At 40.0% G+C, this 15,551-nt stretch carries 16 protein-coding genes; 2 read left to right on the top strand and 14 right to left on the bottom strand.

What is annotated here, in order from left to right; all coding sequences use genetic code 11:
* The first annotated feature begins 108 nt into the window (after positions 1-108).
* Complete coding sequence (locus DESMER_RS04000) at positions 109-558, top strand: hypothetical protein (RefSeq protein WP_014901783.1); 450 nt, start codon at positions 109-111, stop codon at positions 556-558.
* Between the two features lie 134 nt (positions 559-692).
* Positions 693-1,694, top strand: coding sequence for a methyl-accepting chemotaxis protein (locus tag DESMER_RS03995; RefSeq protein WP_014901782.1), 1,002 nt, complete (start codon positions 693-695; stop codon positions 1,692-1,694).
* A 61-nt stretch (positions 1,695-1,755) separates the two neighbouring features.
* Here the strand turns inward: DESMER_RS03995 and DESMER_RS03990 are convergent, their stop codons facing one another.
* The 14 genes from DESMER_RS03990 to DESMER_RS03925 form a co-directional block, all read right to left on the bottom strand.
* Positions 1,756-3,330, bottom strand: a complete 1,575-nt coding sequence (locus DESMER_RS03990) for an ASKHA domain-containing protein (protein ID WP_014901781.1) — start codon at positions 3,328-3,330, stop codon at positions 1,756-1,758.
* Between the two features lie 71 nt (positions 3,331-3,401).
* On the bottom strand, positions 3,402-4,184 hold the full coding sequence (locus DESMER_RS03985) for an NRDE family protein (protein ID WP_014901780.1): 783 nt from the start codon (positions 4,182-4,184) through the stop codon (positions 3,402-3,404).
* A 56-nt stretch (positions 4,185-4,240) separates the two neighbouring features.
* Positions 4,241-5,137 (bottom strand): GNAT family N-acetyltransferase, encoded by an 897-nt coding sequence (locus DESMER_RS03980; RefSeq protein WP_042333349.1) that lies wholly within the window; start codon positions 5,135-5,137, stop codon positions 4,241-4,243.
* A 265-nt stretch (positions 5,138-5,402) separates the two neighbouring features.
* Positions 5,403-6,998 carry an L-lactate permease gene (locus DESMER_RS03975; protein ID WP_083856530.1) on the bottom strand — a complete coding sequence of 532 codons (1,596 nt, stop codon included), beginning with the start codon at positions 6,996-6,998 and terminating at the stop codon, positions 5,403-5,405.
* Positions 6,999-7,101: 103 nt separating this feature from the next.
* Entirely contained in the window at positions 7,102-8,409 is a 1,308-nt protein-coding gene (locus tag DESMER_RS03970) for a phenylacetate--CoA ligase family protein (RefSeq protein ID WP_014901777.1), read from the bottom strand.
* A gap of 247 nt (positions 8,410-8,656) precedes the next feature.
* Entirely contained in the window at positions 8,657-9,571 is a 915-nt protein-coding gene (locus DESMER_RS03965) for a uroporphyrinogen decarboxylase family protein (protein ID WP_014901776.1), read from the bottom strand.
* A gap of 161 nt (positions 9,572-9,732) precedes the next feature.
* Entirely contained in the window at positions 9,733-9,996 is a 264-nt protein-coding gene (locus DESMER_RS03960; RefSeq protein WP_014901775.1) for a hypothetical protein, read from the bottom strand.
* 192 nt (positions 9,997-10,188) lie between these two features.
* Positions 10,189-11,028, bottom strand: a complete 840-nt coding sequence (locus DESMER_RS03955; protein ID WP_014901774.1) for a 1,4-dihydroxy-6-naphtoate synthase — start codon at positions 11,026-11,028, stop codon at positions 10,189-10,191.
* On the bottom strand, positions 11,025-11,678 hold the full coding sequence (locus DESMER_RS03950) for a futalosine hydrolase (RefSeq protein WP_014901773.1): 654 nt from the start codon (positions 11,676-11,678) through the stop codon (positions 11,025-11,027). The genes DESMER_RS03955 and DESMER_RS03950 overlap by 4 nt, the downstream gene beginning before the upstream one ends.
* A gap of 152 nt (positions 11,679-11,830) precedes the next feature.
* On the bottom strand, positions 11,831-12,529 hold the full coding sequence (locus tag DESMER_RS03945) for a sulfite reductase subunit beta (protein WP_014901772.1): 699 nt from the start codon (positions 12,527-12,529) through the stop codon (positions 11,831-11,833).
* Between the two features lie 26 nt (positions 12,530-12,555).
* A complete protein-coding gene (locus DESMER_RS03940; RefSeq protein WP_014901771.1) occupies positions 12,556-13,167 on the bottom strand; it encodes a DsbA family oxidoreductase in 612 nt (203 codons plus the stop codon).
* A 5-nt stretch (positions 13,168-13,172) separates the two neighbouring features.
* Positions 13,173-13,802 (bottom strand): hypothetical protein, encoded by a 630-nt coding sequence (locus tag DESMER_RS03935; RefSeq protein WP_014901770.1) that lies wholly within the window; start codon positions 13,800-13,802, stop codon positions 13,173-13,175.
* Positions 13,803-13,923: 121 nt separating this feature from the next.
* Positions 13,924-15,036 carry an SLAC1 family transporter gene (locus tag DESMER_RS03930; RefSeq protein WP_014901769.1) on the bottom strand — a complete coding sequence of 371 codons (1,113 nt, stop codon included), beginning with the start codon at positions 15,034-15,036 and terminating at the stop codon, positions 13,924-13,926.
* Between the two features lie 30 nt (positions 15,037-15,066).
* On the bottom strand, positions 15,067-15,453 hold the full coding sequence (locus tag DESMER_RS03925; protein ID WP_014901768.1) for a RidA family protein: 387 nt from the start codon (positions 15,451-15,453) through the stop codon (positions 15,067-15,069).
* Between the last annotated feature and the right edge of the window lie 98 nt (positions 15,454-15,551).

Below are 15,551 nucleotides of genomic sequence, written 5' to 3'. Positions count from 1 at the left end.
AATGACAGCATATTAAGAATCTCATTAAATTCAACTCGAGTAAGGCAAGCTGATATAGCCACTACTTTTGGGAGAGCCTTCACGATTTATTAAATTGGAGGAGTTAAGATGTTTACTCAAGCATACACACCTGAACAGTCCGCCTTTGGAAAACTTGAAAATGGGCGTGATGTTCTTATCCTTTATGTTAAAGAATTCAATGAACAAGTCAAAGCTATTAATCAGTCCGGCCTTTCCAAATATACTTATCATTGGTTTTCAACTGAACATAAAGATGCCTATGTCCTTCAAGTAACTTGGGAAAATGAAATACATATTTCTATTCGCTTTAATACCCAACACTTTAGACTCATTTATCAACTACTTGAGCCAAAGGATATTATCCTTACCACAACTCCCATATCTCAACTTATGGAAAGAGCTCAAGCTAACAACTTTAGCTTTATCGAATTCAATGATGTACTTACCTTTTGTAATTTAGTGTTTGTACCTGATACTGATTCTGATACTGATTCCGATACTGATACTGATTCTGACTCCTTTACTAACTCTAATTAAGCAGTAAGCTGTCGGATACACGAGATATAAAGAAACACTTGCAATTTCCTCTGGCTATCGTATAATTATGTAAAAGAGTTGGCAACGACGCCTACCTATGTATAGGTAGGCTATTTTTATTTTGAGGTGAGCGAATGGCTAACGAGAACTTAGTTATTGATACATCAATCCTTTTAAGCGAGCTCAAAGAAGCTAATCAAGAAATGAGTCAGGTCATTGAATCTATCCGCCAAATAGCCCAACACACAAATCTCTTATCTTTAAATTCCGCCATTGAAGCAGCAAGAGCAGGCGAAGCAGGTCGTGGCTTTAGCGTCGTAGCCGATGAAATTAAAAAACTTGCTACCCGGAGTCTAACTTCAACCAAAGAAAGTACAACAATTATCGAGAATATTCAAAGTAAAGCAAACGAGGTTATGGCCGTGCGGATGGCGGATGTCGCCTACGATACCATTGATAAGATTGACCGAAATCTTTTCGAACGCAATTGTGATGCACAAGCTTGGGCTGGCTTTGATAAGGTTAAGAACTGCTTCTGCCCGACAATTGCCGACCGTACTTCAGTCGCCAATACCTTACTAAAAAAACTGGTAGATATTTATGAAGTTTACAATGACCTCTATGTTTTAGATGCAGAAGGCATAATCCTAGCTGCCGGTGTTCACCACGAACTCATCGGACAAAGTATGGCGGATAGAGACTGGTTCAAGGCTGCCAAGGCTGAGAATGCCATATCCGTCAGTGACTTATACTATTCTTCGATTGGCAAATCTCATACTGTTGCCTACACATGCCCTATTCGCGGTGACGATACTCAAATCTTAGGATACTTTTCTACTCGATTTAACTGGAATTTCATCTATGACATTATTGATTCTGCTCGCATAGGCAAAAATGGCGATATATTCATTATTAACAGCGCCGGCTATGTTATAGCCTGCCGAACCAGAAAGGGCATCCTTACGGAAAATTTAAGACATTTAAAGGCTGCTCAATTAGCTATTAATGGAGAAACCTACGGTTATCTTTTTGAAAACGACACAATGGGCACTAAAATCTATGGTTATGCTCATACACGAGGATATAATGCTTATAGAGGGAAAAACTGGTCTGCACTTGTAAGCGAAACACTGTAATTATTACACAGAAAAGACATCAATCCCTCCTTTTCGAATTTGAAGAGGAGGGATTGACTATTTATATCCGATTTTGCAGTCTCTCACGAACGCTGGGATAACGATCGAGATCTGTATGGGGAAGAAACTTGCTGCTGACAAACTTGTCCATAAACGCAGCATTAGCATTCAGCTCAAAATAGGTGACCTTCCTGGCAATCTCTTCAGCCTCTAAACGCTTTGTTCTGGATAAGAGCACTTGACGGGCAGCTTCTCCTGAACTATTGCCTAAGCGAACAATTGCAGTCCGGGGAAGATCAGGGTAAAGACCTATTGTAACAGCAGACTCGATTGGCAAATACTGGCCAAAAGCCCCTGCTGCGTAGAAATGACTAATTTCACGCCAATCACACCCAACATTCTCCATTAGTAAATCAGTAGCAGCATTGACCGCCCCCTTAGTTGCCATAAAGTTCTTTATATCGACTTGGGAAACGACAATGTCCTCCCCAGATGCTGTTTCATGAGCAGGTACTACGACAAATTCCTGCTGGCCATTTTGAAACCGGGCACTGCGATCAATGATCCCACTCAGGAAAAGTCCGGCAAGCGTGTCTACTAAGCCTGAGCCACAGATGCCCAGAGCAGGCATATTACCAATTGTCGAATAATCAACCCAACCAGTTTTCTGATTTATGGAAACATGATCAACTGCTCCTTGTTCTGCTCGCATTCCATAAGTTGTAACCCCGCCCTCTAGCGCTGGCCCTGCTGCTCCGGCGCAAGCAACAAGCCAGTCTTTATTACCCAAAACTATCTCCCCATTGGTGCCAATATCCACAAAAAGGGAAATATCCGACTCTTGGTGCATACCACTGACAAGTATTCCGCCTATGACATCTCCTCCCAGAAAACTCCCTATACTTGGGAGACAATAAACTGGTGCTAGTGGAGAAATATCCAGACCGATTTCCGCAGCCGTGATTAAGCCCGGATTATTGACAACGGGAATATAAGGAGCACGGCAAATGGAAGCAGGATCCAGACCTAATAGCAAATGAATCATCGTTGTATTGGCACCTATGGCTGCTGCAGAAATCATGCTTGCTTCTGACGGTAACGGGTAAAGACGTTTTATCAAACGATTAAGGGTCGCTAAAACTGCTTCTTGGAGACTGGCTAAACCATCTGGCGAGGATGCGTAACGTATTCTAGTCAGTATATCCTCACCCATAGCAATTTGATCATTATAATCTGCCGCATACTTAAGTACTTTTCCATCAGTGAGATCGATCAAATAAACAACCACCGTTGTGGTTCCAATGTCTATGGCCAGTCCGAAATGTTCTTGAGTGGTATCACCGGACTCTATATCAATAAGCGTCCAACCCTGACAGGTTTCCGATAAAACAGCCGTGAACTTCCAGTTAGAGCTCCGGCATACCTGAGGGATCTTCGGCATAAGTGACAAAGGAATCCTAACCGACCCATAACTACGCTCTAACAATTGACGTATTCGGTCAATATCCCCTCGATTATCCTGGGGGCTGGGCTGGCTGAGTGTCAAGAGTACTTTTCTGGTAAGGGGCTCCAGACTATGGAGAGTGGATTTAACCTGATCCGAGAGAATAACTGGTTTTTGCGTATTGTAAGTCATTAGTAGTACCTCTTTAAAAAATATTATATTAAAGTCAATGAACTCTACTCAATAGACTAAGTTGGTAAACCTTACTTACAACCCAAGTCCGCCACTTCAAATTCATGGACTACCTCAACAAATGATTTCTGACCTGGTGAGAAACTTTTTTCCCTGAAGGTTACCAGATTGTTTCGAGCAATTAGTAAGACCGTTGAAGATCTTGTTCCATAAACCGTACCTCTAATAAAGATCGAAGATAGTAGCTTTTCCAGTTCGTAATCGATTCCAGTATTAGGTAGGTCGCGATCATTGGCCTTTTCCTCATCAAGTAAGATATCAAAAAGAGGGTCAGTTTCGATGGTAGGTCTACTTTCTATGTATCTTGCTAGTTTTTGTTTACTTTCTGAAACTTTAGGCCAAGAAGTATCTAAGAGATGATTACTGAGACCATATATTCCCGGTTTGAGTTCTAGCGTCTCCGCTGTTTGTTGGGAATAATATAGCAAACACGAGGGATCTCCAACTATAAGGTTAAACGGATTATAACTTCCTTGATAACTATTTACATTCCGCAAATAGCCGATTGGTGGTTCATTCAGGCATAAGAAGTTGCTGACCAAAGCGCCCCTAGACTTAGGATCAGTAAGCAGCAACGATGGATCTCTAAAATTTGTTAGGGCAGCTAAACGTCCTGAACGAGTTATCCCCATCCAAGTTCCAAGCATCTCTAAATCTCTGCCAGCCAAAACCCAGGGATGAGTCTCCCAAAAATGAGCCTTTTCAGTTGGTCGTCGGAAGTATTCATCTCTATTGGCCACAAGAATTAATCGATAGTTTGGGTGGCAGTCATAGGCAAAAACAATCAAGCACATCGGATCTAACCTCCCTCTCCTTCGCAAGATATGCCTTACCAAACTATTCTCTCTTTTTAACTGCTCTGGCTACTGAGTTTCTCTATCACTTCTTTTATAAGTTTTAAGCGGTAGTACTCGTAAGCTACTTCTGTATAAAAACCCGTGCTTTTATAAAGCTTTAACGCCTCCGCATTCTCACTATTTACTTCAATATTGATCTCGGATCTGCCTCTTTGCAATAAATTATCGATGATAAGATGCAAAAGTTCTTTTCCATAGCCTTTACAACGGTATTCAGGTTCAATACCAAGTCCAAATATCGACGCACCTTCACCCTCTAGGTTTACTGAAACTATACCAATAATTACTTCACCAAGAATCGCGAGAAATTGTTCTCTATGCTTTAATTTGAAGCGATTAATAATTAGATTCTCAGATTCTTCATAGCTATCACTAAAAACCTTCATATTAGTGATTATCGCCTTTTCCAGATCTTTTTTCTCTACCTTCAAAAGTCGTAGATGATACTCATTTAAGCTAGTATAACTTACATTATCTAAGCTCATATAGTACTCAGTATGATCATAACCTGCTTCGAAAGAATCAACAACTCGTTTACCGGCAACTGAAGAGCTTTCAAATACAAATAATATTTCCGGGATATTAAATTCGCCTAATTCTTTAAGTGCTTTTGCTAGTAATGATTTAAAAAAACCTTTCCCTCTGAACTTAGGTAGAGTGTAAGCTGTAATCTCTGCTTCATGTTCTGTTGGAATGAACATAGATAACATACTTATTAGATTACTTTTGTCATAGAGTAAAAAAAAGCTCTTAATCCGGTGATTGAAGTTTAAAGACGGATCTAAAAAAAAGCTTCCTTGAAGATTATCGTGATCCATACAAACACTTTCTAAGTTGAGCACATCTTCAATAGCCCTTTTACTTAGACTTGAACATGACTTGATCGACATCGTCGTCTCCAATTGACACTTTTGCACAAACACACCCCACAATGCGGCCCCCTGAGATTAATCTCTTTCAAAAGCTATTAATATTATAATTTGATTATATAACTTCGAACAGGGTTTAGGTAGATCACTCAATATTAATTATATAATTTTTTCCATATGGGAACTTCTTAGAAACAAAGAAAAGTCCACTCCTTATCTAACATAAGGATATGGACTCTAATTCGTTTTATTAACCAATGTTAAGAAATACTACTACTAAATTGCTTCAGACGAAAACAGCCAGAAACACCATAACTAATGCCGCAGTTACAGCAGTCAATAAAATGGCAAATACAAAAGCAATTCGAATAACCGCAGTCTCTTCCCCCAATTTATCGATAGCTGCAGAAGCATTCTGAAGCTTTGCCGGTGAAATAACACTTGCCAAGCCTCCTCCAAAGGCTAAGCCTGCAGTAATAATCAACATTTCAAGTAATTCCATATGAAGCATATTTGAAGTCTTAAGAGTATAAGTTGCAAACATGGCTATAGTGGATGCTTCACTGCCGGTAATAAATCCCCCCAACAAACCAATAAAGGCTACAACCGACCCATAAGCATCACTGAAAATTTGAGAAGAGAAATTGGCCAAAATTTGAACCATACTTGCTACTGCATATTTCTTAGAAGTCATATCAAAGCCAGACATATTCATAATCTCTCCAATAACGAAGAAGATAATTGCCGCAAATACCGGTCTAGGAGCTCTCTTCCACCATAAGCTAAAGGTTTCTCTCAATTGTGTCTTTGTAGGTTTAATGAAGATCATGGAGAGGAAGGTGCTTACAAAAATCCAGGTATAAGCGTTCCATAAAGCTCGTGTCACAATGGGCTTGCCATCTGCCGATAACCCCGATAAGGGAAGAGTTATTTCTCTATATAAAAGATTAAACATATCAGTGGGAAGGTTCAATCCTAATATTAAAATCACTAGAAGTCCCCAAGGTGTCAATGCCTTCCAAAAGGGATAGCTTTTCTCATAGTCTATTTCTTCCTTGGTTAATCGACTTTTATCAATTATCTTTTTCCCCGTGGACAAGAGATATAATGACATTACAATAATGACTGCAGCACCACACATAATTCCAGTCAGAACCACTAATCGGTCTACTTTATTTGTGAAAAATGACACAACTGCAATTACCGCTCCAGTAATAACCACTGGCAACCAACCATCTTTTATTCCTTGCCAACGTCCGACAATCCAAAGCATACAAAATCCTATTAAAGTTGAAATAACCGGCAAAAACATAAAAAAGACACTGCCCGCCTGAGATAAACTTATTTCATGGCCCTGCCCTAAAAATGAATTGGCTACGTCGACAAAGACGACAATAGGAGCACCTAATAAGGCGTAAGTGCATAGAGCATCATATCCTATGCAGGGAAGAGCAATCGAAACATAGGTGGAATAACCCAGAGCCAACATAATAGGCGGAAGCAGTGAGACAGGTGTTGCTCCCACTGAAACCATTAAAGTTCCAAAGCCAATGTTAATCATCATTATTTGTACCGCTTTATTTTCGCAAGCAATTGTTTTAATAAATATTATTATTCTTTTGAGGGCCCCGGTCTTTTCCATATAAGCCATTTGCAATAAAGAAGCAGCCACAACTAAAGAAACAGCGAAGGATCTAATTACCCCGGTTATGGTTGACCTAATCAAGACTTCTAAGTTCGTTTGGAAAAAAAAGAAGGCAATAATCGAAACAACAACCCAACCAACAATACCACTTATATCTGCAGGCTTTTTCCAGATTACAAGCATTGCTATGATGACTACAATAGGGGTTAATGTTAGCAAAAGTGAACTAACGGGCACCACAATTAACACTCCACTTCATTTGTAAATTTGTATTTTCCTAGGATTAACCCCCAATAACCGAAGCCAAACCCCTTACTTCTAGTTACAGATTTCCGTACACTTATTTAGCAGACTGATTGCGATAATCGAAGACCCGCTTTGCTTTACCGGCTCCCCTTTCCAAGGTTCCGGGCTGAACAATCTTCAAGCGAACATTAATTGAAAGCACACTGTGTAGCTTCTGACGAATGTAGCTTGAGAAGTCTTCTAGCTTTGAATAGGGTTCAAGCAAATCCTCACGGGTAAGCTCCACTACTACCTCCAGCTCGTCAAGGAAATTGCGTCTGTGCACATTAATCAGATAGTGTGGGCCAATCCCCTCTATTGTCATGAGAACACTTTCGATTTGCGAAGGAAAAACATTTACGCCCCGGATAATAAGCATGTCATCAGTTCGCCCGATAATTTTCCGCATACGTGCCGTAGTTCGCCCACACTGACATGGCTCTTGATTAATGCGTGAAATATCTTTTGTCCGAAAACGTATTACCGGAAAGGCCTCTTTAGTCAAGGATGTAAAGACCAGCTCTCCTTCCTCTCCCGGTTTAAGAACTTCCCCTGTCTCCGGATCTATTGTTTCAACGATAAAATGATCCTCTGCAATATGATGACCGCATTTGCAAGTGCATTCCCCAGCAACCCCAGGACCCATGACTTCGCTGAGGCCATAGTTATCTGTAGCAGTAATTTGAAGCCTGGATTCAATTTCTATGCGCATTTCTTCAGTCCAAGGCTCTCCACCAAAAAGACCAATTTTTAACTTTAAAGACGAAATATCAATGCCCATCTTTTCCGCAACTTCCGCAATATACAACGAATAACTCGGTGTGGATATCAGCACCGTTGTTCCAAAATCCTGCATTAACATAAGCTGCCGCTCTGTATTCCCTCCCGAAACAGGGACTACTAACGCTCCAGCCCTCTCTAGTCCATAGTGTAAACCAAAACCGCCGGTAAACAGACCATAATTAAACGCAATTTGGGCAACATCTTCAGATGTAACTCCTGCTAAGCTAACCATCCGGGCTGTCAGGTCAGTCCAAGTATTCAAATCATTAGCTGTATATCCCACTACCACAGGACGCCCAGTGGTGCCCGATGAAGCATGAACCCGAACCAATTCTCTCTGAGGTACAGCAAAGAGACCGAAGGGATAATTGCTCCGCAAATCATCCTTTGTTGTAAATGGTAAGTGCTTGAGATCGTCCAATGATTTAATATTCTCAGGAAATATCCCTAATTTCTCAAATCTATCTCGATAATGAGGCACCTTATTGTACACCCTGTTAACTGTCCACTTTAAACGTTCCAATTGAAGTTCTTCTAATCGATTACGGTTCATACATTCTTGCTCAGAGTTCCAAATCACAATACTAACCTCACTTTTTGGGATTTAATTATATTTTGAAAAACAAAAATAGCTACCACGAATAAGGATAGCTATTACACATAATCGCAAAATGCGTCATATTCTCCCATCCTTCCATTCTAATGGATTAACACTTTGTTTCCAGAAATAATTAGTCTACCTTACTACAACCTGCGAAACAACTCACAAGCTCTCTACGTTATATATTCTAACGAACTACTATCTAATTGTCTAGAGTTTTTTCTCCTCAGTATTTTGACCCTAATTCTTTAACTAGTAGGTTATCTACGTACTGATATACATCGAGTACCTGATTAGCCTTTAGAGTACTTCCCAAAATCCCTGCACTACTACCGAAGATATACCCTGTTCCCCATTCCCCTGGGGAAGTTGCTTCCAATAATTGCAAAGCTTTCTCTGCCCTATTTTCCGCTTCAAACCAACCCAAATCATATCCGCCCATTAAGCAAAGTTTATTAGCTGTAGCCATTCTGACTTTTTTAATGTCAGATAATGAAGAAAAATCGAGAGAATGTAAGCCATCGAAACCACAATAAAGAATATCTTCTAATACGGATAATAAATTCCCATCAGCATGAAAGAAAACCGGAACTTTTTCTCTCCTTAAAACCATCACTTGCTCAGCTAGACCAGGGAAAAAGTATTTACGGAGAGCCGAGGGGGATATAAACGTTCCATTTTGATATGCAATATCATCCGCAATAATTATTCCATTCGCACCTGAAGCTAAGGCCTGCAATCCTAGCTCAACGTTAGCAGCTATAGCTTTCGAGACTAGTTCAGGGATCATGGAGTCACCTTTAGCAATGGCAAGCAAATAATCGGTAAACGAAGTGACAAGTTTAGCCGCCCCTTGAAAAGGGCCATCAATTATTGCAAAAATAAAAAAGTCTGTCTCTTTTCGCCATTGCTTAATCCCTTCCCACACCCGGTTCTCTGCATTCAGGGACAATGAAGGAGAAAATGCTAGGGCATCAAGTTTGCAACGTTCACAGGCCTCGATTCTATCATTAAATGTTACTCTTTTCTTTAGTCCCAGCAATTCAATAATCAAGCCATCCTCAAGATTAAACTCCCCTTTAGGAATACGATCTACTTTTTCAAATCGGGTGGCTGCCAAAATTCGGTTGATTTTTGACATTTCACATACTTCCTTCTTAACCTTAATTCTGGTTCTACGGTTTATTAAATATGCACTTAGCTCACTCCTTGACATTATAAACTCTACGTCTCATTTTTACTAGAACTAAACAACAAACCACGCTTTAGATGAGCGCGGTTTGTTGTTTACTATTCCACTACTTAAAAGAAGAGGCGATTGGTATACCCTTGACCTTGAACTCCTTGACCTAGAAAACCCTGACCTTGAACTCCTTGACCTTGAAAACCTTGGTTAACAACGACGTTTCTAGTAATTGGTTGATAGAAGTATTGTGGAACATCGACGATATTTTGACGGTTAATAGTCACAATCGGTTGAATAACAGGTATCGTTCTTTGAGCATAAAAATCTCTGACACAGTATTGTGGGGGACAGCAAATCGGCTTACAACCACTACCATTCATTGAAAACTCACCTCCTTAACCTCAATATATGCAACTATTGTAGTTAATGGAATAACATTCCATTTAATTTACTTGTACTTTTTTCCTTTCCTCCTTCGGACATAGATTCGTAAGCGCCCAATAAAATTGCCCTAGCAAAGTTTGTAATTTGCTGGGGCAATTTTATCACATTTTTATTAACCTAATAACGACCTAGTATTTTAAAGCTTCCCAATCGATTTTTGGCACTAACCCTTCTTGGGCTGCTTTCCCTAGCAAGGTAGCCACCGCTTTATATCCCATCTCCCCAATGTTTTCCGTAAATTCGTTAACATAAAGTTTAATATGAGCTTGAGTCACTTCCTCAGATAGCTCTCGACTATGGTATAGTATGTATTCTTTAGATTCCTTAGGGTGAGCCCATGCATATCTAACGGATTCCCTGATCCAAGCTGCAATTGCCGACAGATCCAGAGACCGCCGAGCTACTATAGCTCCCAGAGGAATCGGCAGGTTAGTTTCCTGCTCCCACCACCCCCCTAAGTCTACCATAAGGGCAAGGCCATATGAGGGGTAGGTGAATCTGGCCTCGTGAATTACTAGACCTATATCTACTAACCCATCGCGCACCGCCGGCATAATCTCATGAAAGGGAAGAACAATAATTTCACCAACTCCACCTGGCACATTTTGAGCTGCCCATAATCGAAATAATAAATAGGCAGTTGATCGTTCGCTAGGAACAGCTACTCGACAATTATGTATACCTGCCAGCTTATAAAGCTTGTTTGGGTTCCTCATCAATAGCAACGGTCCGCACCCTTTACCTAATGCCCCTCCACAAGGCAAAAGAGCATAATCAGATAGAACCCAGGGCAGTGCGGCATAAGAGATTTTAACAACATCCAAATCCCCAGATGCAGCCGCCAGATTGTTTGTAATATCAATATCGGCATACTTTACGTCGATCCCTGGTGCGCCTGGTATTAACCCATGTACCCAAGCATGAAAAACAAATGTATCATTTGGACAAGGAGAGAATGCAATTTTCATACTAATACCTCCCTTAGCACCTTACAAGCCACCTCTAAATTATCCAGTGCCTCTTTAACTTTCCAAGATGTCCGATCACGTGGGCCTACCACGTTTGAGATTGCTCGAATCTCAAAAAAAGGTACACCATGACTAAGCGCAGCAAATCCTACACCAAATCCCTCCATTGCCTCAGCGGATGCCCCCTTTGTCCGATGAGACAATGCCTTGGCTGTTCCGCTAGTGCCTGTAATGGTAGAAACTGTGAGTACCGGCCCGGAGTAAACCGTTAACTCAGTCTTTTGTAAGGCATTCATCATATGCTCTACAATGCCAGGATCAGTCTTAATACTGGTAAAACCAAAGCCCAAGTCATCCAAACTGCAGAAACCTGTCGGAGTCTCAGCGCCTAGATCCGCAGCAACACATTCTGTAGCTACCACAAGTGATCCTACTGCAGCATTCCCCGGGAACCCCCCTCCAATACCCGCACTAATAACTAAACGATAGTTGTCAGCAGTTAACGCTCTACTTGTATTAACAGCAACCGCAACCGCACCGACTCCTCCTACTATGACGTTAAACCTCGAATCGTTTTCAAGGCCATTCAATACTGCCTCTTTCTCACCATCGACAGCTGTAACTATTAAAATTTCAGTCGGAGTTGGCATTTAAAAAACTCCTTTTATTTAAATACTTTTCAATTATGGGATTCATAGCATTAAAACTAGAGATGAAAATCCTTTTCTTTAGAATTTCAACCCCTAGTTTCAATACTTAACACCTGAAGTTTATAAAGAGTCCATTAAATTGGCGAAAACCATCAGATTGCAAGGGCTTGTGCAACTGTCTCAAAACCGATTCTTTCCACCATTTTTGCAAATCGCTCCCCATTTTGGCCATTTTCCCGATAATAAACCATAGCCTTTTCTACAATATCAAGAGCCTCATTTATTGAATACAAACCGGGAATTTCTCTTCCAATATAGTGTTCTTTCCCAAACATTCCGCCAATAGTTATAGATACTTGGCCGGGTTTTCGACCTTGCAAGCCTATACAACCAAGTGCTGGCTTTGAACATCCATTTCTGCACCCGCCGATTGTCACTCGAAATTTATTAGGGAGGGCTATATCATATTTCCCTTTATAGAACCTTTCATTAATCAGCCTTGAAGCTTCCGCAGTATCAAATAAACTTACTTGACAAACATCCCCTTTACAAGTATGAGCAGGTCTGGCCCTCATTCCCGTGCTGCCAATGGATAAACCAACTTCTTTAAGTTCCTTTGCAACCTTTTCCAGATCCTCATATTTAATCCAAGGAATTTCAACATTTAACCGTTGAGTTAAGGTAAAATACCCTCGGCCATAGTTCTTACAGACTTCACTGATCTTTTGTGATTCTTCAGCACTTATGCTTCCAGCCTCTATTAAGACCCTACAGGAAAAATGAACCCCATCTTTATAAGCAATATAGCCTTGTCCTTTTAATACCTTTTTCTGTTCTGCGGTTAACTCCATTATTAATACCTACACTCTCTTAAAAATTACTTAATTACGTTTATATCGAGCGGAAAACCACTTCTTGTTCCCTGAAGGAACTTTTCCAGGGAACTATAACTTTGAGCGCCATGAAGAGCACGATTATCAATTATAAAACAGGGAACAGTTTGAATTCCCAAACCCTTAGCTTCGGCTAAATCCTTTAATACAGCTTGTTCGTATGTTTTTGTAACAAGGGAATCACGAAATTCTTCCTGATCTAGCCCAATTTGAGCGGCAATCTCACACAATACACTTAAGTCATTAATATCTTTGCTTTCTTGAAACTGAGCTTTAAAAGCTTCATCATGATATTCATTGCCGAGCCCATGTTCTTCAGCATACTTAGAGCCTTCTAAGGCTAATCTAGAATGCTTGCTTTTTTCGTTAAAAGTCATATAAATTCCATATTTTTGCCCCAAAGCCTCAAGTCTGGCCTTAGCATTGGCAATATCAGCTGGTGACTTCTCTGGCAGCTCAACACCTTCAGGTCTAAGTTCAAAAGCCTTCCATTCTACAATCAAGTTTTTATCCCTGGCCAACTGGTCAAGGGGGATCTTCCCTATCATACAAAAGGGTCATAAAAAGTCCGAGAAGACAGTAATTTTATTCGTCATGATTATTACAACTCTTCATAATAGGGCAATTGCTCGCCCCTAATTGCAGCTAATCTCCACAGATAGTCATTACCCATGCCTTCTCGTTTATCCTCAGTAAACCCTTTACCTTTTAACAGATTGAAAGTGCTCCTGTTAGCAGCGTAGCCTGACAAATATTTTGCCCCTTGGGCTCTTGCAAATATGCGTAAATTATTCAAGATTTTCTTAATAACATCTTCATTAAGTAAATCAAAGTCCTCATTCTTAACTAAGACCATGTCATTAATGAAGATTTCTTGTTTATTGAGCTTTGTAATATGGATACTGATTAAGGGTTCTTCATAGCCTAATGTATCCATCCACATAATCTGTGGTAGTTTTACTCCAAGTAAATCTGACAGCTCGGGACTGTTACAGTAAGTAGTGTAATATTCCTGTAAGAGTTGAACAAGCCTTTGATTATATGCTCTAGCCTGGATAGAAATATTATATTGGCTAGGATACTGAAGCCTTATTTCATCATCTCGAAGCACCTTTATTCCAGGGTCTTTTCCAATTTCAGACGTTAGGTCTTCAATCGGAAAAAGACTATTAATGTCATCATCAGAGGGATCCCAATTCTCAGCATAAATACGCTGTGCTTTAACCACCATCCTGTGCTCACACCTTTCAATAACTTGCTTGATTTCTCCGCAGTTACTTTTTAATTACCTCAATATGTACCATGATACAATATTTATTTACAATCTCCAACTTAACATCTTTATAGTAACTCTACGACTTAACTATAATAGTTTTTTTGGGCTCTTGGAATATCGGGCTACCCATAAAAAGATTACCTTTAAAAATACCCACAATGGTTCTTAACAAAACATAGCCCCAAAGTAGCAAAAGTAATATTGTTAGGACTACACTAACCCAGAAAGTTAGTGGCGAGACAAACAAACCTGAGATTTTCTGAGTCGCTATTGTATAAGCAGCTAACGGAAAGATAAATGCCCACCAGCCTAATCCAAATGGAATACCACCTCGACGAAGGTGATAAATGCAAATAAGACAAATAATTCCAATCACCCAAAATCCAAATCCCCAAATGATTATTGCCCCTAAGTTGGCTAGGCCAACGGAATTTATTACTCCCAGGGTAGCAGCACTCTTTGACATATCTATAATTGCAATCGTTGCCAACCCAACTGCGCTTAATAAAATTCCAAAAGACGGTGTCAACTCGGCTGGTGGAAGAGAATGTTGAATAAGCCGAACAAAGATCACAGCACTAATAAATATAAAAAGAAAAAACCCTATCCCAAACATAATTGCGTTTAAAATTAAAATAGACACGCTCCAGCTTGGTTTATGATTAAGACTTTGTATTAATATAGTATTTCCCAATAATAAAGTAGCCATATTGGCGATTGGCGCCATAATCCAAGAAAAATTGGTCATTTCTGGCTTAGGCGCCACTTCAAGCTGAATAATTCTAAAGGTTGTATAGAAGGAGAAAAAGGTGACTCCTAATAATCCTATCGTCCAGGCACTACTCGTAATGACAAAGGTTATTGATTCGCCAATAAAGGGCCTCCAATAATTATAAATATTAGTTCCAACAATGACAGTTGCTACCGGCATGGTAACAAAGAAATTGCTTGCCACAGGGTGATGAAGATCTCTACACGCATACTCAAAAAAAGAAATCCAACGAATCACCCATAGAACAAGTACTAAAAAATATAGAATTTCAGCGAGAATTGCTGTGCCTAAGCCTAGAACTTTTCCTACAGGAAAGGTAGCTTGCCATTGATATAAAACATTAGCAAGTCCCCCTGTACCCATGACTACCGCAAACCACCCAGGTGCAAAGTATTTTATGACATGACGTTCAAGCATATTTAATGTCCCTTCAAGCAAAATAAAGATTTAGGTATGACTTCTACTCGCAATCATCTCTATCTCAACTTCAGCCTCTAGCGGGAGTGAAGCTACACCAATTGTTGTTCTGGCAGGATAAGGTGCAGTGAACATTCCTTGATAAACTGAATTCATAGCGTTAAAGTTGCACATATCTGTCAGAAAAACATTCACCTTAATTACATCCTCGGAAGTTAGTCCCGAGGCTTCCAAGACATTGAATAAATTCTTAAAGCATTGTTCAGTTTGGGCAATGATATCACCTGAAACAAGTTTTCCGCTGGCAGAATCTATTGGGGTTTGCCCAGATAGATAAATAAGTTCCCTAGATTCTACGGCATGGGAATAGGGGCCAATGGCAACTGCCCCTTTTGCAGTATAAGCTTTTCTTGACATAGAAAATCCCTCCTTCGAAACATTAAAGAAAATACACGTTTAAATATTATGTATGAGTCTTATCCTAGTTTAACTAGAAATACCAATCTAAACAATCC

It is taken from the genome of Desulfosporosinus meridiei DSM 13257, from assembly GCF_000231385.2.
Taxonomy (GTDB): domain Bacteria; phylum Bacillota; class Desulfitobacteriia; order Desulfitobacteriales; family Desulfitobacteriaceae; genus Desulfosporosinus; species Desulfosporosinus meridiei.
Note: the sequence above shows the minus strand (reverse complement) of the source record. Positions and strands in the feature narration are given on the sequence as shown.